Source organism: Lewinella sp. LCG006 (assembly GCF_040784935.1).
Classification (GTDB): Bacteria; Bacteroidota; Bacteroidia; order Chitinophagales; family Saprospiraceae; genus Lewinella.
This window is the reverse complement of record NZ_CP160680.1, coordinates 3,861,243-3,881,097: the sequence shown is the minus strand read 5'-3', so window position 1 is coordinate 3,881,097 and position 19,855 is coordinate 3,861,243. Positions and strand designations below refer to the sequence as shown.

Sequence of the window (19,855 nt, the reverse complement as noted above, 5' to 3'; positions counted from 1 at the left end):
TCTGGTAAATCAATGAATTCACCTTACGATAGAGACTGCATTTATCTGATAAAACAGCCGATTTAACCTTCTGGTTAGATCGGCTATTTTCATAGATAGAAAAAAATATTAAGCATTACTTTTCTTAACTTCACGTATATAGTACTAACGTTAAACACCACAAGCAATTGGAAGAGCATTCTGATAATCAATCGAATACTGCGCTTCAGCATCAATTAGCGTTCCTGCGAAAAAAGGAGCGACACTTAACGATTATCAACAATTTTGCAACTTCTTTATTACGCCAAAACACTGTTGAAGAAATCATCTGGTCTATTACGACCAATGTAATTGCTAAACTTGGCTTTGTTGATTGTGTGGTTTATCTCTTAGATGAAGACCGACAGGTACTGGTACAGAAGGCTGCTCACGGCGAAAAAAATCCGGCAGCACACGAAATTATCAATTGCCTGGAGATCCCTTTTGGTAAAGGTATTGTAGGGTACGTTGCGCAAAGTGGAAAGTCTATTATCATCAAAGATACCAGCACTGATTCTCGGTATATTTTTGATGATGCTTTGCGTTTTTCTGAATTGGCTGTCCCGATCATCCTCGACGGGAAAGTTATTGGCGTTATTGATTCTGAACACCCGGAACGCAATTTTTTCACCAACGACGATTTGTATCTTCTGGAAACCGTAGCAGCCATGTCTGCCAGCAGGATAAGCCATGCGCAAGCCCAAGAAAAGCTTCATCAATACCGATTAAAGTTGGAAGAACTGGTGGAAAGCCGAACCAGTAAGCTCCGAAGATTGGTCCTGGATTTACGCAGATCCAATAAAGATTTGGAACAATATGCCCATGCAGCTTCTCATGATCTTAAAGAACCAGTACGTACCATTGCCAGCTTTTTGAGTTTAATCAAACGGCGAAAAGAGCATATACCAAAAGAAGAAACAGAGGAGTACCTTGACTTCGCCATCGATGCTGCTCGTAGAATGGAACAACTTCTAAATGGCTTATTGGATTATGCAAAGATTAGTGATACGAACCATGATTTAACGGCAGTAGACTTAAATAGTGTATTGGAAAATGTAAAAAGAAATCTTTCTGTAGTAATCGCAGATACCCAAGCGACCATTTGCTATCCTTATCTTCCTATTGTCGCTGGTTTTGAAACCTTACTGGCTCAATTCTTTCAAAACCTGATTGCCAATGCGATCAAATTCCACCGACCAAATCATGCTCCGTCGATTAGTTTGACTTTCACAAAAATAGGAGAGCTATATCATTTTAAGTTCCAAGACAATGGCATCGGAATAGAGCCTCAATATGCCGATAGTATTTTCAAGTTATTTACCCGTTTGAATAATAAAGAAGATTTTGAAGGAAACGGCTTGGGGTTGAGTCTTTGTCGCCGGATTATCGAAAAACATGGCGGCGAAATCAGTGTCAACTCCAAAGGTCTCGGTTACGGTACTACTTTTTCATTCTCACTACACCCCCCTACCTTTTAGTTTTCAGGATTCCCCTCTAACTTTTCCAAAGTAACTACGGCTCCCGCAGCTGTGCCCAATGGCAAAGCAAAAAGAAAACCTACTATCGTCATCAACAAGACGACGAAAACAATCCCATTGCCAATAGCGAGGGTCCGATTATTTTTTACAAAACGAACACTTTCCCTCACCCCCATGCGCCGCTCCAGGGTATAATCAAAATTGCCAAATCCTGCATAATAGGCTTGTACCAGAATAATCATAATGGGCACCAGCGGACTTATGATCGGCAAAATAATACCCAAAACCAAAAGCAGTAAAGTAATGACAACCTCCCGAATGACATTACGCAATGCGATCCTCACTCCTCGTATGAGGTCACTTAGCATTTTAGGTAAACTGAAATTTGTCTTTGGCAGATGAGGATACATCTTTTGCTCTAACCGCTCTGATAAAATACTCATAAATGGCGCTGCTACCGCCATGATGATATATCTAAAGATTAGCAACGTAAATGCAACCAAGCTCACACCTCCCGTTACGGTAGCAATTTTCTCGAAGGTGTTTTTTCCCCATTCAAAAGGATAAAAAGAAATCAACCATCCACCAAGGTCATCACTTACTCCCCAAGCGGTTTGCAACACCAGTACCCCAAATACCAGACTCAGCAATACCGGCATCCAGAAATAGAGCCAAAGACGGTGCTTGGCGATAAGTTGAAGTCCTTTCAGGTAGGAGGTCGCTCCGGTTAGAAAACTTTGCATGGTGAAACGCTTGTAAAATGTTTTACAATCTCAACTGGCCTTTCGACATTTTAGCCGAAAGGCCAGTTTTAATAACCTTCAAGATGAAAAAGTAAGGCCATAAGGGCAAATTGATCCGCCTAAAGGCCTTATTTTTCCGATAGAATTTACTCCTTAGTCAACAGTAAATAGTCGAGTGCAAAATTAGCGTAAAGCTCCACACCTAACTGTAATCCTGATTCATCAATGTAGAAATCGGGCGTGTGGTGTGGTGCCGCCTGGGAAGGATCTTGCCCAGCAGGCATTCCGCCAAGGAAAACAAAAAGGCCAGGAATTTCCTCCGCGTAAAAAGAAAAATCTTCGGCGCCCGTGCGTGCCCGCGTCAAAATCACATTATCTACCCCTGCAACGGCCTGCATGGTTTTGCCCATCATGCTCGTCAACTCTGGATCATTGTACGTAACAGGATAGCCTCTTTCTATCTCTACCTCGGCCGTGGCACCGGATGCTTCGGCGATATGGGTGACGGTGCGACGAATACGTTCGTGGATTTCTCGTTGCATTTCTGGATCCAGGGTGCGGATGGTGCCGATCATTTCTACTTCTTCCGGAATAATATTGCTGCGCACCCCACCCGTGATTTTACCGATACTGATGACAGCAGCCTCTTTGGTCAATTCCGTTTGGCGGCTCACAATCGTTTGTAAGCCTAGAATAATTTGAGCAGAGATGGTCACGGGGTCAACGCCCGTCCAAGGAGTAGAACCGTGGGTTTGTTTACCCTTTACGCGGATGACCATACGATTGACGGCCGCCAGTGCACCACCAGGTTTAAATCTCACTTCGCCTACGGGCGTCTCTGAGTTGATATGAATACCAAAAATAGCATCCACCGCAGGATCTTTCAGTACCCCTTCTTTCACCATCAGCTCTGCGCCTCCCTCTTCTCCCGGAGGAGCACCCTCTTCTGCTGGTTGGAAGATAAAGACCACCGTACCCGGTACCTCCGCTTTCATGCCTGCCAAAATTTCAGCAGCACCCATCAGCATGGCTACGTGGGTATCGTGGCCACAGGCGTGCATCACCCCCGTTTCCTGGCCTAAAAAAGTCGTTCTTACTTTACTTGCAAAAGGGACATCGACGCGCTCGGTGACGGGAAGGGCGTCCATATCCGCACGCAATGCGACTGTTTTTCCGGGCTTACCGCCCCGAAGAATTCCTACCACACCAGTGAGGCCCACCTTGGTGCGTACCTCCATCCCCAAGCTAGTAAGATGCTTAGCCACCATCGCTGCTGTTTCAAATTCCCGATTACTCAATTCGGGGTGCTCGTGCAGATAACGGCGCCATTCAATTACCTTTTCTTCTAATTGAGCAGCCTGCTCGTGTACAAGTGCCTGGAATTCGCCCTGGCCTAGGAGTGTGAATGCAAACAGGCAAAAGCCTATTGCTAAAAGATTTTTCATACTAGTCAAGATTATTTCCTGACAAGTTAGAAAATAGATGCGTCTTTTTTACGCCGATCCAATTCTTGTTGTATAATCGAAGCTACCAGATGGATATTCCGATAAGCAGGAAACCTACGCCGTAAATAAAAATGCCCACCAAGGGCTAACAGCAAAGAAACAGGTACCATGGCGAGGAGGAGAAAACTTATTAATTGCGCCTGACAAGCGGCGGCGATAAAGGAGGTAGCAATCCAGAAGGAAACACTAAAACCGACTAAAAACAAGCGATGCTGCCAACGGCCGGCTATTTCCTTTTGGTCACCTACCTGCTGCAGAATATTACTTAATTCTTGGGTAGAATAACTGTTAGCCCCAAACTCCATGATGAGGGCCAGGTCGTCATTACCGTCTTTTTCCAGACGCTGCAAGAGTCGTTGTAGAAAAAAATCTTTCATCCCCAATTTAGTCGCGAGAAAAATTGAAAATAAATTTAGGAAAATATGTTTAGTAAAACAAGGATTAACAAATTATTTAAACCTAATAAGCGACTATTACTTAGGCAGGTAAATAAATGGAATACGATCTGTTTTTTCTTGCGCTCCCTCAATAGCAAGGTGCTGAATGATAATCTGATGTTCTCCAGGTAACAAATCCAGGTTGGGGAAAAAATATTGCAAGCCCGGCTCTGCATCATGAGGGTGAATATATACTTTAACAACGTACTCCACAGCTTGGTCATCAATAGCTACTTTTATCTGTTCTTTATAACAGGATAATCGATACGCATAAGTAGCATTACGCGCTTCATCACGATCCTCCATATCAGCGGGTTCTTTTTCAGAACACCTCAAAAAGATCTTTCTTTCTTCCCGTTCTGGCAAGGGTAAAAAAAGTGTTAATTCGGCCGCGGAATGGATCACCATGGAAGGAATCTGCGGGCGGATAAAAGCCAGTTCCTGACCTGCCGATTCATCCAAATAGTTGCCGCTGTACAAACGATCCGTCCGCTGGTCAAAGCGCAAATAAACATCGTCCAGCAACGCTACCAGATTTGTACGCTGAAAAACACTACCTGAAATAATGGTGACGCCAATCACAATCATGATCATAAACTTCCAGTAACGCTTGGGATCTAGATTGGTACGAATAATGAAACTCAGGTACGAATGAGGACGAAAAAACACATTGGCAAAAAGATAGCTAATCCCAATGGTCAATGGAAAATGTATCTTCTGCACCCAGGGACGGTTTTGTAAAGCTTTACTATTCAAAATCGCATTGAAAAAAATGACGACAACAGCGATGCCCAATAAACCCAGCGATACGTTAAGTCCTAATTCTTCGGTAGTAAACATCGCCGTCATTGTTCCCAGCAGCAAAGCCAAGCCAATCAAACAACCTATACCTATAAAAACCATTACCAACATCAGGGCATAAGCCAGAATAGAACTCCCTATACGGTCCAACTCTTCGTTGAATCCCTTAAAACTGGGGAATCGCCGCAAAAATTGATCCATAAAATGAGGCGAATAGGTCGCATTTTCTCGGCGAATCTCCGGATAAACACTCTCTAAACCAATGGACGCTATCCAGATGGATCGCACCACAAAGTGGCCCAAAAAGCTCATACTCAACATAGCTACGGCTATAAAAAGATAAAAACACAAAAAGTAGGCAACGTACATAAAACTCCCCGGCAGTCGAAAGTAGAGCCAGTCAATCAAGCTGCTCACACCATCAAACAACTGAAAAGACCCAAAAATCGCGACCCCGGAAATCACCATCTCTGCCTGCCAACTTTCCATAGAAAGCCGCTCTAACCACGACTGTTGTTTATCTTGCATTGTTTTTTGTTTTTGGTACTCGCTTCGCTCGCGGTAGTGAGCACCACCGTGAGCGAAGCGAACACCACCACGAGCACCACCACGAGCACCAAGATAAAAATAATAAAAGATGCAAAATCAGTTTTTCCAGGGTCTTAAAGTAGTAGAACTCGCAAGTGTATTAGCCGGACCAGCAGTGGGTTTGTTCTTTGCGGAACTTGGTGCCGAGGTCATCAAAATTGAAAATGCTGCTACGGGTGGCGATGTTACCCGCCGCTGGAAAGCACCTACCGAAGCCGCTGAAAAAACTGACTCTGCTTACTACCAAAGTATAAATTTTGGAAAAAAGACCTTATTTGTTGACCTGAAAGAGGAAGAGGGACGTGAGCAAGTAGAAGCATTGATTCGGGCGGCGGACATCGTCATTGTCAACTACCGCCCCGGAGCTGCTGAAAAACTGCAGATGGATTATGAAAGCCTGAAAAGCTTGAATCCGAAAATTATTTACGCCGAACTTACGGGCTTTGGTGCTGATGATCCTCGTTTGGCTTTTGATGTTGTGCTTCAAGCCGAAAGTGGATTTCTTTACCTTACCGGTGAACCAGACCGCCCACCGGTGAAGATGCCTGTGGCCCTCATTGATATTCTTGCTGCTCATCAGCTCAAGGAAGGTATCTTGCTGGCTCTGCTCCAGCGAGCACAAACGGGGCAAGGAAGCAAAGTGAGCACTAGTCTCTACGCTGCTGCACTAGCCAGCCTCGCCAACCAGGCCACCAACTGGCTAATTGCCGGTTTTGCGCCCCAGCGCCTGGGCAGTCAGCACCCCAACATTGCCCCTTACGGCGATCTTTTCCGCACGGCGGATGGTCAGGAGTTGGTCTTGGCAGTAGGTGTAGAGGCCCACTGGAAAAAGCTCTGTGAAGTCTTGAAGATTGCACCATTAGTGAGCGATGAGCGCTTCGCGACCAATGCTCAGCGGGTAAAATATCGTTCCGAGTTGATCCCCCTGCTTCAGGAACGTATCGGCACTTTTACTACCCGAAAAGAACTGTTGACCTTGTTTCAAAACCACCATATCCCCGCAGGCGCGGTAAGGGATGTGCCGGATGTTTTTGCACAACCACTGGCCCAAGCACTCCTGGTCAATACTTTTGACGAAAGTGGCACTCCCATCCAATGCGTAAAAAGCGTGGTGTTCGAACTTTTGAATTGTAGTCCTCCAAAACAAGAAAGCACGAAATATTAGATATTTCGTGCTTTCAAATTTTATCAACCACCACCTAAAACTCGAGTGCTTTGCGCAAGTCTGCCCGACTCTTCACGGGCGGGGTAACTGTTTCTAACACCAGCTCCGCGCCATCGTCATAAAGTTGCTTTAGCTCAATGCGAGAAATCTCTCCTCGTTCATCTACCACCCAGAGGAGGTTGTCTGAAGCGGGTTCAATGCCGATCGGAGCTGTGCTGGAAGCCAGGTACCTGAAGACCGTATTGTACTCCCGGTTGACGACGTAGGCCGTCATATTTTCAATGGTCTGCCCTTCCTTCGTACGGTATTGTACACCTTGTACCGTAGAGGGGGCGTCGATGGTTTGAGCACAGTTCCACACCCCAAATTCACTAACCACAAAACGATTGACTACCTGACGGCGAAGTTCACCGGGTTGGCTCTGAAACTCTTGTTCCAGGCGTTCTTTCAATGCTTCTCTACGCTCAGAAAACTGTATCTGTAGGCGTTCACGTTCGCTACCAACTTGTTCTTCTCGTAGGGTAACCATGGCATCATAAGCAGCTAGTTCCTGCTGATATTTAGCCAGTGCTTTCTGGTAGTTGGCACCTAAAAGTACAGGAGCGACGATCAATGTTTCTTGATTATCCCGGTGCTGTAAGGTCAATTCAAAGCGTTGGGCATTCAATCGGCGAAGTTTTACCGTTTCCCAGCTTACGCGAAACGCACGGGGATCAACGGCTGGCGACTCTGGAGCAATCTCCCAAATCGTACCAGCATGCAAGTAGGCCAAATCTTCAGGCTGTAGATCACTTTCAGGATCCAGCGCGAGTGCTCCCTGTGTAAAGTCCAACTCCAAAGTCGGGCGGTTGCCATTGGCTTGGGTTGGTGCTACGGGTGCAGAAGGCAATGGATAGTCCATCTGTAAGTCCTGTAAGGCTTTTTCGTATTCTTCTTCCAGGTTGCCCAGCTCTCGCTGCCAGCGTTGTTGCGGGGTATTTGTGCCACCACTTATAAGGTCTTCTTCGACAAACTGCAGCATGTCTACGTTGCGATACTGCCAGGTACGCGATGCGGTATCCAATTGATAAACGTGGTACTTGGGCAGGCTGAAATAATCTTTCACCACCACCTCACTACGGAGTTCTACCTGAATAGCCTTACCAGGGGCCATCTTCAGGCGCTTGCCATTTTGTTCTGCATAAACCTCTACCATACCTGCTGAGGTCAGGTAGCGTTGCATACCTACCGAATCGTAGGCCAAGGGAATGCCGGAAACAAAGAAATCGATATAGTCGTGCAGCTCACGATAATGGATAGCCACTTCACCACCCACCAATCGGCCGCGATCGTTCATAAATGCCGCTGCGGGAATTACCAGCCGCGATCCACTGGGGTAATCGATCACACCACCCTTATGAGCATCAGCTACGGCCTCGGTGGTATAAGGCACCTGCAGGTCTTGTTGAGGGAGGGGAATATGAACGAAATCCTGCTGAGCAAAATACGCCTCCGGACTCAGCGGCTTGTTGCCACTCAGAAAAGGCACCAGCAACAGTAGGGCTACCGCAGCGGCCACCGCCGTACTGAGGTAAACCAACCTACGTATTCGGGCACCACCATTGGCTTTGGCCGCTGGCTGGGCTTCAAACTCCTGTAGCAAAGCATCGAAGTCCATCCGCTGTCGGATGTCTTCATTGCTCGGCTCCTCCGGGTTTCGTTTAAAATTGTAGTTTCTTTCCATAGCTGACGCTTCTCAAAGGTCAAAATTTCACTTGGTTTGGCTAGTGCTTAAGTGCTTTTTCAGTCGTTCTAGAATGCGGTAAGTCTTTACCTTGGCATTGCTTTCAGTGATCCCCAGAATTTCAGCCACCTCCTTGAAGGGGCGTTGCTCAAAGAACCTCAACTCGATAATTTCGATATCTGAGGGTTTGAGCTGATCCAGGGCACCGATCAGGTCTTCTACCTTCCAGAGGTCTTCGTCCAGTTCCATTTCTTCGGCTACTTCCGCCAAGGTATGGTCTTCTACACTGACGGTTCGTTGGTTGCGAGAGTCGCGAAAATGCTGGGCAATTTCGTTACTTGCAATACGGAACAACCAGGCCGAAAAAGGTACACCTCGATATTCGTAGCCGCTAAGACGCTGCAAAGCTTTCAAAAACACTTGAGAAGAAAGATCAGCCGAGAGATCGGAATCGCTAGTACGCCGATAGGCGAAACGGTAGATGGATTCGTAATAACGTTCGTATAAAGGTCGGAAACGCGCAGGATTAGCTTGCGCAGCCTGAACTTCAAGCCACTCGGCTTCCATAGCCGCTGCCGACACCGTCTTTTGGGGTTCCGTCATGAACCTGTTATTGACCGTTTTAGTATTGTCGCGACGCAACGCGACGCTACTCGTCTGCAAGATACTAAACATCCCGATGCTCTGGGTTTTGATCTTTCATTCATCAGCATAATGCAAACGAGGTTCGAAAGTAACAGTTTTTCGGGAAGTATTTTTTTTGGGGCCGTGCCTTCCGCCGCGCTGCTCCGCTCCGTAGGGGCGGGTTTGAAACCCTCCCCTACGGAGCGGAGCAGTTACAATCCTCGTGGGGGTCCGCGTTCCGGCTTAAAGGCCTGCGCTCCGATAGACCATATCTGAACTATCGGGAGGCACGTCTAACACTATATTTATTCGGCGTCGGCTTCGGGGTGTCCGCAATATTACGTCTTCGCAGGGTAAATTCGTGAATTTGCCCTGTGTAAATCCCCTTATAATACTTATATGGTTCAAAACGGTGGGGCCTTTAATGGTTCAAACTCCCCGAAAGGCCCAATATCCCTCCACCACCGCCGCTGGCGCTTCCGTTTGCGGATAGTGACCAATTTCGGGCAGCCGTACCACGTCAGCGTTAGCGACCGTCTTTTCGTAATAATCGGCGACGTGCCCACCGGAGATGGGATCATACACCCCATTGATGAACCGCTGTGGTAGTTCTCCGCGCACGGTAGCGCCTACCCAGCGGGCTTCGTGCACTTCCCGTTCTCGCATGTAGCGGATGAGGCGGTGAAACAAGTACTTGCCATTTTTGTGCTGAATCAGTTGATAAAATTCATCTACCTCCTGCTCCGTAGCCTGGGTGGCTGACCCAAAGATGGCACTGAAATTTCTGCGCAACTTGGCCTTGCTCAAAAGCGGTGTAAGCAATATCCCCAGTGGACTGGCCAGCGCGTTTTGGATAGGCCGAGGATGATGCGTCCCTGGGAAAATGCCTCCGTTGAGAAAACATAAAGACAACAGCTCAGCATGTCCGTCCCAGCTTTGCTCCTCCTTTCGCTCATAGTGCCGCGCCAGCAGTTCCTGTGCCACCGTGGCTCCGTAATCATGGGCCAACAGATGGTAATGTGGAATACCCTTTTCCCGCAGCAAAGCTTCCACCAAATCCGCCTGATCCATCAGCGAATAGCGATATTTCCTCGGTTTATCCGACCAGCCAAAACCAACAAAATCAGGTGCAATAAGGGTATAATGCTCCGCCAGTAAAGGCCATACCTTGTGCCAGTCCCAACTCGCAGTAGGAAAACCATGTAATAAGACCAGTACCGGACCACTCCCTACCTGTTGGTAAAATATTTTCTGCTGCCGGTAATTGAAATATTGACCGGTGGTATGCCATTCTGTGAAAGTCATAATTTGTATGTTTGCAGAAGAACCTAATCAATAGCTAATATCCGTAATTTCGAGCAATCGTAACCAACGGGGGGTCCCAAATCTAGATGAAGCAACTATCCACACTACTCTTTATTCTCCTTTTTTGCAGTACGCTGACTGCTGCACACGCTAAGCCAACGGCTGCTGATCACTCGGCGGAACTGGACCAACAGTTGCAACTCCTGCTTCCGGGCACGGGCCTTCAGGAACAGTCTGTTCGCGCTTACGCCAAGGAGCGCCTCAACGAGATGCTCACCCAGCTAGAAGCGCAAAATATCCGCAAAAAGAAACCCCACAAAGCCCTTGCCATGCTGAAGGAAGCAATGGGCGAACAGTTTCTAAAAAAACATCAACCTTTTTCTAAAATACAATTTTTCTTTACGCAAGGCCAGTATGATCAGACCACGGCTTCGGCCGTCTATGCGCTGACACTCGAATACCTGGGGCTGCCTTACCTCCTGCAAGTACAAGGTACGGAGGTTTCTATTTTAGTAGACTTGGGTAAAAACACCGAACGGATTAGTGTAAAAGGAGCAGAAAAACCCAACGCAGAGAAAGAACGTCAGTTTCAGAGTGCCTACCTTGAAGTCCTTCGTAGCATTGGTTACATTCCTGACGCAGAGTGGAACCATTCTCCCGACCAGCTTTTTAATCGGTATTATTTAGGCGGTGACCAACAGCTGACGCTGCGGCAGCTCGCCAGTTTTTTATACTATCGGCAAGCTTTACGTGCGTACACCGATCGGGCTTGGGCCGCTTCACTCGACTGGCTCTATTTAGCACGGCAGCTCCATCCCTGGCCCGTGCAAGAAGTTTTACAGCGAGCCATTTGGTTGCAGCTCGCTACCGAAGACACTAAAACGACCACCTCACTAGACTATCTGTGGAAGATCTGGGAGCGCAGCCCGGGAGCGCCCTGGCAAGGACAACTTATCCACCGCTTCAACGATCTGCTTCGAGATCATCCAACTCCCAATAGCTGGATGATCGACTCCACCTATATGGCATTTCAGCAACGTTTCAAGAACTATCCGGGAGCGCTGGGCCAGCTGCGGGAAATCTATTACTTACAGAGCGCACGAATGTACGCCCAGCAGGGCAACACCACCAGTGTGATGAACTATATGGATAGCCTCTATCGCTACCAACCCAATAACACTGCGATCCATGAAGTGCTGGCGGGTATGCTGGTATGGTCATTGCGCAAAGAGCGGGCCTTTGAGCCAGGCCTGGAACAGATTGTGATCTATAGCCGGAAGTATCCCTTTCTGACCACCAATCCGATCTTTGTGGATCATCACTTGATGTACCAAGCCGAAAAGGTACGCTACTACTTTGATCAAGATGACCGTATTAAAGGCCTTGAATATTTGGACGATTTCAAACGATTGGCTACATCCAGCAGCCGAACACCCCGCTACAACTCTTGGGTATTAACCGCTTACTTGGCTGCTTCGAATTATTACTATCGCCAAAACGACTTCCGCCAGGCACTCAATTTCATTGAGCAGGGCCGACAAGAATCGCCCACTGATCCGTATTTAGATCACCGGGCGGATGTACTGTTGAAGTATTTAAGATAAGGAGAGGCTACACCAAATCATCGTTCCGATAAATAGGTTCCGCTAATTTTTCTTTGCTGACCTCCTTCAAATCAAGGTGATCGTCGATATTAACGGTGCTTGACATTAATTGCTGCGCTGGTGGCAGGGGTTCCTCTTCATAATGGACACCAGCTTTGGCCAACTCCCGCGCCAATTCACGTTCCTCCCATTCACGGGTGCCTGCTTTGGTGAAAGGCATACCAAAAGTCCATAGGTATTGGATGGCTACCAAAGTACCCCAGGAAATGACCGGATACAAAAACCATGGATCATGGATACCATCCAGCAAATTCATACTAAAGAAGAAAAAGCTGGCAGCCAAATAGATGGAAAAGTGGCGAAAGAACCACTTTTTGGAACGCACCTTGCGGCGGGCCTGCCGGACGTGTTCCGGCTCGTTTCTTCTGTTTCGTCTCATAAGTCGGGAATTCTGAACCTCTAATATACGACTATTAAACCAAGTCATCCTTACGGTAGGAAGCTTCTTTTTGCGGGTTGGCATCCAGCTCTCGCAATTCGAGATGGCTATCCAAGTCCAACCCGGCTTTTTTTCGGTTAGGATTAAGTCGTTTCATTTCTTTTTCCAACTCGCGTTCCTCCCATTCTTTTGAACCTATGCCGCTACCAGGCAGGCCGAACACCTTGAAATACTGGATAGCTACGCCAATTCCCCAGCCCAACATGGGCCAGTAAAACCACCACGTCCTAGGACTGGTAAGCATATTCAGGGTGAAGAAAAACCCACCTATGACGAGATAGGTCGTAAGGTGAGTATAAAAAGCTTTCTTCTCTTTGACGCGGCGCCGCGCTTGCTCAAACTGTTGGTCTTCGTTCATTGCGAAATTGGTATTACAATAGCTGGTTAGTACTGGTCGAATGCAGAAGATATGCTCATCACATCATCAATGATTCGACGGTTACTTACACCAAGTCTTTATCTTTCCACTGTGGGCGTTTTGGGCGGCCATATTGCTCACGGGTAGGTTCTTCTTCGGTGGTAAAGCTGCGTGTTTCACGCTCTTCACTACCATAAATGCCATAACCTTTAAAGGCCAGAATAGCACCCCAGATCACACTGATTTTCCACAGGAAAACACCACCCATCCCCAAGATCATCAGGATAAAGATAACGAAATTGTAGCCAAAGAAAGAACGTAGACTTTTACGGAATTTTGCCTCGCGGCTTTCATCGCCTTGATAAGAATTATGACAAGCTTTCATCTCTGAATGTTTTTGATTTGCTTCAAAGATGGCCTAAAAAGGTACCTACGGGCTACTTTTTTCGACTGAACTGAGGAAAAAGGCTACTGAATTGGTTGGATGGGTGTAAGGGTTGGAGGGTTTGTTTGTTCGGGCGTTTGTTGATGGTTGATGGTTGTTTGTTGGTGGTTGATGGTTTGATGGCAATGTCCGACTTCCCACTTCCGACTTCCGACTTTCAGAATGGTTGATGGTCAAGCCTTGAGATAACCTATTTTGAAGACGCTCTAAAATAGTCTTTCACTTGAGCAATGTGTTTTTCTTTTACCTCAGGACTCAACCAGCTCGCTTCGAAGGCATTGATGGACAATTGCATCAATTGATCCTTAGTTAGGTTTAAGGCTTTAGCCGTTTCGTAATAATTCTCATTCATATAGCCGCCGAAATAAGCGGGGTCGTCTGAATGGATAGTGGCTAAAATTCCTTTGTCGAGCATTTTTGCGACAGGATGCTCCTCCATCTTTTGAATGACTTTGAGAGCTACATTACTCAGTGGGCATAAGGTCAGCGGTATGTTTTGTTCAACAATGCGCTGAACCAGTGCTGCGTCATCTAAGCAACGGTTGCCATGGTCTATTCTCACCACCTTCAAAAGGTCGAGTGCTTCCCAGATATATGCAGCGGGGCCTTCTTCGCCAGCATGCGCCACTAATTTGTAACCATGGCTTGCGGATGCTTGAAACACTTTGGCAAATTTGCTGGGAGGATTGCCCATTTCAGAGGAATCCAAGCCTACACCATCGATCCAATCCTTGAAAGGCAGTGATGACTCAAGCGTTTCAAATGCCGCCTCTTCGCTCAAATGCCGCAAATAAGACATGATGAGTTGGTAGGAAATATTTAATTCCTCTTTAGCTTTTTCTAATGCTCGATGGATACCATTGATGACAACCTCAAACGCAACTCCCCGATCCGTATGCGTTTGCGGATCAAAAAACACCTCCACATGAACCACATTTTGGCGATGCACTTTGGTGAGGTACGCCCAGGTCAAGTCGAAAAAATCTTTCTCATGGAGCAATACCTGTGCACCAGTATAATAGATATCTAAAAATTCTTGAAGGTTATTAAACTGGTAGGCTTTCTTTAATGATTCGACGGAATCATAATCCAGGGCTATATTATTTCTATGGGCTATTTCGAACATGAGTTCGGGCTCAAAACTTCCTTCAATGTGTAGGTGAAGTTCTGCCTTGGGAATGCCTTGGATGATGCTTTTCAGTTCAGATGAATCCATGAAATGTAGCTTTTTTTAGCGGCTGTTTTGTTTATCAAACAACTCTCTACCCCAAAAGCCAGTGATACTCCCCAGTCCTCCAAATATACCTCCCACTAGCGCTGTAATGACCACCATGCTCCAAGCACTGAGGCCACCAAACATATTGCCAATGCGAGTGGCCAGAATACTGTCATTGTTGTAATTAAGAAAACCACTGTAAAAGCCCCAGACAATAGCTCCAGCTAAAAGGCCATAGGCAAATGCCTTCCCCGAAGAAGTTACCGGCGCAAAAGCACCAAACAGCAAGCCCGCAATAACAATAGCGTACCAGGGTAAAAACTGGTGTAACAGCACCGCCATTAAGACCAGGCCAAAAAGATAGAGTAGGTTTCGCATCCGTTAAAGGTAAGCTGCTTTTTTAGATTTTTCTAAAACAATAATGTTACTTTTGGGGAGAACAATTAACAACTGCCCAACCATGAAACATCTGGAAGACATCAGTGCTAAAGTCAATGGCCGTTTCGAGTTTAACAGTGATGAAATCGACCAACTGGATTTCACGCCCATTGATGAGCGTAATTTTCATATCCTCTCCAATGGCAAATCCTACCGTGCAGAACTCGTTAGTCGCAATTTCCAGCGTAAACTATTTACCATCAAAATCAATGGCAGCAAATACGAGATCAAGTTAGCCGATGCCTATGATCAGATGGTGGAACGTCTCGGCTTGGGTGCAATCAACACTACTGTAGTGGCCGACATTATGGCACCCATGCCAGGGCTGGTACTGCAAGTAATGGCCAAAGCAGGAGACAGCGTCGCCGCCGGACAACCTATTCTCATCCTCGAAGCCATGAAGATGGAAAACGTCATCAAAGCCGTCGCCGATGGCGTTATCGCTAAAATTCCTGTCTCGAAAGGCGCTGCCGTTGAAAAAGGGCAGTTGTTGGTGAAGATGGAGGCTTAAGAAGTCGGAAATCGGAAGTGGGAATTCGGAAGTATTTGTATTCGCTAGTGGCAACTTTCCACACTTTAATTCAATGGCAGAATCTATCCCCTGTCTTTGTGTGTATCTCCCTATTTCCGACTTCCGATTTCCCAATTCCGACTTAATTATTTCCTTACTTATAATTCCGCATCCCCCTATGTCCACCCGATTACCATTCCTCTACATCAAAACGACCAAGGGTCGAGGGCGCGGGATTTTTACTGCTCAGGAGATTCCAGAAGGTAGCCATATCGAGTCCTGCCCGGTCTTAGTGCTTTCGGAAGAGGATACCGCTCTTATCCATCAGACCAGACTGCATGATTATTATTTCCTTTGGGGCGACGAGGGGGAATCCGCTATTGCGCTGGGTTTTGGTTCGCTGTACAACCACTCCTCTAAAGCGAATGCTGACTACGAGATGGACCTAGAGATGAACACCATCGAAATCATTGCCTTGCGAGACATCCAGCCCGGCGAAGAAGTCACCATCAATTATACCGACGGCGAATTTCACCAGACGGAGCTGTGGTTTAAAGAGAAGTAAGGGCTGTAAGTGCATTGAATCCATTTATTGGTATTCAGAATGCCGTCACCAGAGACCCTCAAAACCTGAGCCTTGCGGAAGCTATCAAAGCCTACACCATCAATGGAGCCCATGTTATGCGCCAGGAAAATACTGTCGGCTTCGATATGTACGTAAAATTCCGTTTTGTGTTAAACAAATGTGTACGTCGAGCAAATTCGCATGTCGGGCAAATTCGTGAATTTCCCCTGTCTATCGCCTCTCTTAAATTCCTTTATAATCCCTCGTATGGTTCAAAAAAAACCACCCTTTAAGTGCCCTTAGTGGTTCAAAAGAAACCCTTTTTCACAGCAGAATTCCCCCCTTTCGTTCCAAGGCATCCACGTCACTTCCTTAGGTCTATGATTTTCACTATTTTTCGATTCCGAAAAACCCACCTTTTCTAAGAATTTTTGTGGTCAATCAAATTCAGTCGCCAAATCAACCAACTTATGCCTAGCAACAAAAGTATTTTCCTGCTTCTATTCCTCAGCTTTGTTCTCTGTGGTCAAGCCTTTGCCCAACGCAAAAAACAAAACGATCCGGCTCCGGCCAAAGAAGAAACTCCGCTTCATCTACAATCCAGCACCTATTCCGCGCTCGCTTTTCGTTCGGTAGGCCCAGCGGTTACTTCCGGGCGTATTGCCGACTTTGCCGTGCATCCCGATAATAAAGATGTCTACTACGTTGCTACCGCATCTGGAGGCGTTTGGAAGACCGTCAACCACGGCACAACCTTTACCCCTGTTTTCGACCAGCAAAACTCCTATTCTATTGGTTGTATCACCCTTGATCCGCAGCAGCCCAGCACCGTCTGGGTGGGGTCTGGAGAGAACAATAACCAACGATCCGTTGGCTACGGCGATGGCGTATACAAAAGCACCGATGGCGGCCAAAGCTGGGAACACAAAGGCTTGAAAAGCTCCGAACACATCGGCGACATCATTGTCGATCCTACCAACTCCGACATTATCTGGGTTGCGGCTTATGGCCCCGTTTGGAGCAATGGCGGCGAACGCGGTGTCTACAAAAGTACCGATGGTGGGGACACCTGGACTTGTGTTAAAGAGGTCAGCGAATATACGGGCTGCAACGAGCTGGTCATGGATTCACGCAACCCCAACGTACTGTACGCCGCTTTTCACCAGCGCCAACGCAAGGTATTCACCTATATCGGTGGTGGCCCTGAGTCGGGCTTATTCAAAACCACCGACGGTGGAGCTACCTGGACGCCGCTCAAAGGAGGCCTCCCCGGAGGAGATGTGGGCCGGATTGGGCTGGATATTTCTCCCGTCAACCCCAATGTGCTATATGCGGTTGTGGAAGCTGATGATAAAAAAGGAGGTATTTACCGCACTGATGATGCGGGCGCTAGCTGGAGTAAGCAAAGTGGCACCTACACCAGCGGCAACTATTACCAGGAACTGACCTGTGACCCAGTAGATGTAGATCGCATTTACATTACCGACACCTACTACCAGATCAGTGACGACGGTGGCAAAACCACCCGCAACCTGGGGGAACTCAACAAGCACATCGACAACCACGCCATCTGGATTGACCCCGACAATACCAACCACTTGCTCGTGGGTTGCGACGGAGGCGTGTACGAAACCTGGGACCTGGCTGGCACCTGGCATTTCAAGTCCAACCTGCCGGTAACCCAATTCTACAAAGTAGCTACCGATAACGCTACGCCGTTTTACAATATTCACGGCGGCACCCAAGACAACCTCAGCCTGGGCGGCCCCAGCCGTACCACCAGCATGAACGGAATTGTCAATGCCGACTGGTTTGTGACCTCTACTGGTGATGGTTTTGAAACCCAGGTAGACCCCACCAATCCCAACATCATCTACGCGCAAGCGCAGTACGGTGCTTTGAGCCGCTACGACCGGGGCAACGGAGAATACTACTACATCAAACCGATGGAAGGGGAAAACGAACCCGCCCTTCGCTGGAACTGGGATGCCCCATTACTGATCTCCAGCCACAACCACAAAAGACTTTACTTTGGTGCCAATAAACTGTTCCGCACCGACGACCAGGGCGACTCCTGGCAAGTCATCAGCCCCGACCTTTCTGCGCAGATTAATCGTAACACCCTCAAGGTAATGGATCAGGTGTGGAGTGTTGATGCGATCTCCAAAAACGGCTCTACTGATATCTTCGGCCAGCTGACGACAATTGCCGAAAGTAGTATCGATGAGAATATGCTTTGGGTTGGAACCGATGATGGCCTCATGCACCTGACGACCGACGGCGGAAAAAACTGGCAGAAGATAGCAAGTATTGCCGGTGTACCGGAAATGACTTACGTCAATCAAATCATTGCTTCACAGCACAATAAGAACACGGCTTACGCGGCGTTCAACCATCACCGATACGGAGATTTCAAGCCTTATCTTTTCAAAACCACCGATGCTGGAAAAACCTGGACACCGATCCACGCCACCTTGCCCGAACGCGGCAGTGTATACACCATTGCGGAAGACCATGTTCAGCCTAATCTGCTATTCTGCGGCACCGAATTTGGGGCATTCTTCAGTCCTGATGCTGGCAAGCATTGGATTCCGCTTAAAGCGGGATTACCAACAGTAGGCGTAAGAGATATGGAGATTCAAAAACGGGAGAATGACTTGGTACTGGGCACTTTTGGTCGTGGCTTCTACGTGTTGGATGACTACAGCCCTTTACGGGAAATCACAGCAGAGGCACTGGCCAAAGATACTCATATCTTCTCTGTAAAAGATGCCTTGCTATATGTAGAGCGTACCGATATTGGTCTACGGGACAAAGGTCACTTGGGAAGTAGCTATTTCACAACTCCAAACCCCAAACCCGGTGCCGTATTTACTTATTACTTAAAAGAAAGCATTCAAACCCTTGAAAAACAACGGCAAGAAAAAGAAAAGGAAAGCAAAGATGACCCCTACCCTACCCTGGACCAGCTGCGGCAGGAGGATGCCGAAGAAGATCCCTATCTGATTTTCACCATCCGCAATGCTCAGGGAGAGGTAGTTCGCCACCTAAAGGCTCCCGCCACCAAAGGCCTCAAGCGCCTCACTTGGGACATGCGCCACAATACCCCCGCGCCAGTCGTGGGTAGGTACACTCCTGCGCCTGATGTTCTATTTGGTTCTGCTGAATTGGGGCACTTGGCCATGCCGGGAACGTACACCGTTGCGTTAAGTAAATTTGAAAATGGCGAAGTCAGCCCACTCACGGAGCCCGTCAGTTTCGACCTCAACTATCTCAATCAATCCTCTATGCCGGAAACGGATTGGGCGGAATACGATGCTTTTGTTCGCAAGGTGGCCGATATACGTAAAGCCTTCAGTGCAGCTAGTGACATCCAAAGGGAATTATCTAGAAACCTCAACCACATCCAGTCCGCCATTCTTGATATGCCCGCGGCTCCAGAGGGGCTTTTGGCTAAAGCCAGTGAACTCAAGCAGCAGCTCAGCGAACTCAGCCGCAAAATGAACGGAGACCGAACCCTCGCGCGGCACCAGTTTGAGACACCACCAAGTATTGGCGAACGCATTGGTCGCTGTGAATACGGTCTTTGGGATGTAACCTCGGCACCAACGCAGGTGTACCTGGATGCCTATCGTATTGCCGCCAAGCAGTTTGGCCCAGTCCTTCAGGAATTGAAGTTGATCGCCAACGAAATAACTGCCCTGGAGAAACAAATTGAAATGAATAATGCACCGTATACCCCTGGCCGCTGGCCGGAGTGGAGCGGACAGTAGAGATGTTGTCGTAGAGACGTTGTAATGCAATGTCTCTACGCACCGCACTAGAAGTCGGA

The 19,855-nt window shown here is 47.5% G+C and carries 18 protein-coding genes; 6 read left to right on the top strand and 12 right to left on the bottom strand.

What is annotated here, in order from left to right:
- The first annotated feature begins 167 nt into the window (after positions 1-167).
- Positions 168-1,496 (top strand): ATP-binding protein, encoded by a 1,329-nt coding sequence (locus AB0L18_RS14025; RefSeq protein WP_367387930.1) that lies wholly within the window; start codon positions 168-170, stop codon positions 1,494-1,496.
- On the opposite strand, the gene AB0L18_RS14020 is transcribed toward AB0L18_RS14025, so the two are convergent.
- From AB0L18_RS14020 to AB0L18_RS14005, 4 genes are all read right to left on the bottom strand, one after another.
- The gene (locus AB0L18_RS14020; RefSeq protein WP_367387929.1) at positions 1,493-2,239 is read right to left on the bottom strand and encodes an EI24 domain-containing protein; all 747 of its coding nucleotides are present in this window, start codon (positions 2,237-2,239) and stop codon (positions 1,493-1,495) included. The two genes, AB0L18_RS14025 and AB0L18_RS14020, sit on opposite strands and share 4 nt — an antisense overlap.
- Before the next feature lie 146 nt (positions 2,240-2,385).
- Positions 2,386-3,684, bottom strand: coding sequence for an amidohydrolase (locus AB0L18_RS14015; protein ID WP_367387928.1), 1,299 nt, complete (start codon positions 3,682-3,684; stop codon positions 2,386-2,388).
- A 26-nt stretch (positions 3,685-3,710) separates the two neighbouring features.
- Positions 3,711-4,121, bottom strand: coding sequence for a hypothetical protein (locus AB0L18_RS14010; RefSeq protein ID WP_367387927.1), 411 nt, complete (start codon positions 4,119-4,121; stop codon positions 3,711-3,713).
- A 96-nt stretch (positions 4,122-4,217) separates the two neighbouring features.
- Positions 4,218-5,510 (bottom strand): hypothetical protein, encoded by a 1,293-nt coding sequence (locus AB0L18_RS14005; RefSeq protein WP_367387926.1) that lies wholly within the window; start codon positions 5,508-5,510, stop codon positions 4,218-4,220.
- A 109-nt stretch (positions 5,511-5,619) separates the two neighbouring features.
- Here AB0L18_RS14005 and AB0L18_RS14000 point away from each other — a divergent pair, with 109 nt between their 5' ends.
- A complete protein-coding gene (locus AB0L18_RS14000) occupies positions 5,620-6,735 on the top strand; it encodes a CaiB/BaiF CoA transferase family protein (protein WP_367387925.1) in 1,116 nt (371 codons plus the stop codon).
- A gap of 34 nt (positions 6,736-6,769) precedes the next feature.
- Here the strand turns inward: AB0L18_RS14000 and AB0L18_RS13995 are convergent, their stop codons facing one another.
- The 3 genes from AB0L18_RS13995 to AB0L18_RS13985 form a co-directional block, all read right to left on the bottom strand.
- A complete protein-coding gene (locus AB0L18_RS13995; RefSeq protein WP_367387924.1) occupies positions 6,770-8,458 on the bottom strand; it encodes a hypothetical protein in 1,689 nt (562 codons plus the stop codon).
- Positions 8,459-8,485: 27 nt separating this feature from the next.
- Positions 8,486-9,133: an RNA polymerase sigma factor gene (locus tag AB0L18_RS13990; RefSeq protein ID WP_367387923.1), complete on the bottom strand. Its 648-nt coding sequence runs from the start codon at positions 9,131-9,133 to the stop codon at positions 8,486-8,488.
- A 378-nt stretch (positions 9,134-9,511) separates the two neighbouring features.
- Positions 9,512-10,387, bottom strand: coding sequence for an alpha/beta fold hydrolase (locus tag AB0L18_RS13985; RefSeq protein ID WP_367387922.1), 876 nt, complete (start codon positions 10,385-10,387; stop codon positions 9,512-9,514).
- An 86-nt stretch (positions 10,388-10,473) separates the two neighbouring features.
- On the opposite strand from AB0L18_RS13985, the gene AB0L18_RS13980 reads away from it, so the two are divergent.
- Positions 10,474-11,991 carry a hypothetical protein gene (locus AB0L18_RS13980; protein ID WP_367387921.1) on the top strand — a complete coding sequence of 506 codons (1,518 nt, stop codon included), beginning with the start codon at positions 10,474-10,476 and terminating at the stop codon, positions 11,989-11,991.
- Positions 11,992-11,998: 7 nt separating this feature from the next.
- Here AB0L18_RS13980 and AB0L18_RS13975 read toward each other — a convergent pair whose 3' ends face one another.
- The 5 genes from AB0L18_RS13975 to AB0L18_RS13955 form a co-directional block, all read right to left on the bottom strand.
- Positions 11,999-12,430, bottom strand: coding sequence for a 2TM domain-containing protein (locus AB0L18_RS13975; RefSeq protein WP_367387920.1), 432 nt, complete (start codon positions 12,428-12,430; stop codon positions 11,999-12,001).
- A gap of 34 nt (positions 12,431-12,464) precedes the next feature.
- The gene (locus AB0L18_RS13970) at positions 12,465-12,848 is read right to left on the bottom strand and encodes a 2TM domain-containing protein (RefSeq protein ID WP_367387919.1); all 384 of its coding nucleotides are present in this window, start codon (positions 12,846-12,848) and stop codon (positions 12,465-12,467) included.
- Positions 12,849-12,933: 85 nt separating this feature from the next.
- Complete coding sequence (locus AB0L18_RS13965; RefSeq protein ID WP_367387918.1) at positions 12,934-13,233, bottom strand: hypothetical protein; 300 nt, start codon at positions 13,231-13,233, stop codon at positions 12,934-12,936.
- A 250-nt stretch (positions 13,234-13,483) separates the two neighbouring features.
- Positions 13,484-14,509 carry an adenosine deaminase gene (locus tag AB0L18_RS13960; protein ID WP_367387917.1) on the bottom strand — a complete coding sequence of 342 codons (1,026 nt, stop codon included), beginning with the start codon at positions 14,507-14,509 and terminating at the stop codon, positions 13,484-13,486.
- Positions 14,510-14,524: 15 nt separating this feature from the next.
- Positions 14,525-14,887 carry a hypothetical protein gene (locus AB0L18_RS13955; protein ID WP_367387916.1) on the bottom strand — a complete coding sequence of 121 codons (363 nt, stop codon included), beginning with the start codon at positions 14,885-14,887 and terminating at the stop codon, positions 14,525-14,527.
- Between the two features lie 82 nt (positions 14,888-14,969).
- Between AB0L18_RS13955 and AB0L18_RS13950 the strand changes: the two genes are divergently transcribed.
- The 3 genes from AB0L18_RS13950 (at position 14,970) to AB0L18_RS13940 (ending at position 19,796) form a co-directional block, all read left to right on the top strand.
- On the top strand, positions 14,970-15,458 hold the full coding sequence (locus AB0L18_RS13950) for an acetyl-CoA carboxylase biotin carboxyl carrier protein subunit (protein ID WP_367387915.1): 489 nt from the start codon (positions 14,970-14,972) through the stop codon (positions 15,456-15,458).
- A 178-nt stretch (positions 15,459-15,636) separates the two neighbouring features.
- A complete protein-coding gene (locus AB0L18_RS13945; RefSeq protein WP_367387914.1) occupies positions 15,637-16,023 on the top strand; it encodes an SET domain-containing protein in 387 nt (128 codons plus the stop codon).
- A gap of 470 nt (positions 16,024-16,493) precedes the next feature.
- Positions 16,494-19,796: a WD40/YVTN/BNR-like repeat-containing protein gene (locus AB0L18_RS13940; RefSeq protein ID WP_367387913.1), complete on the top strand. Its 3,303-nt coding sequence runs from the start codon at positions 16,494-16,496 to the stop codon at positions 19,794-19,796.
- Positions 19,797-19,855 lie beyond the last annotated feature (59 nt).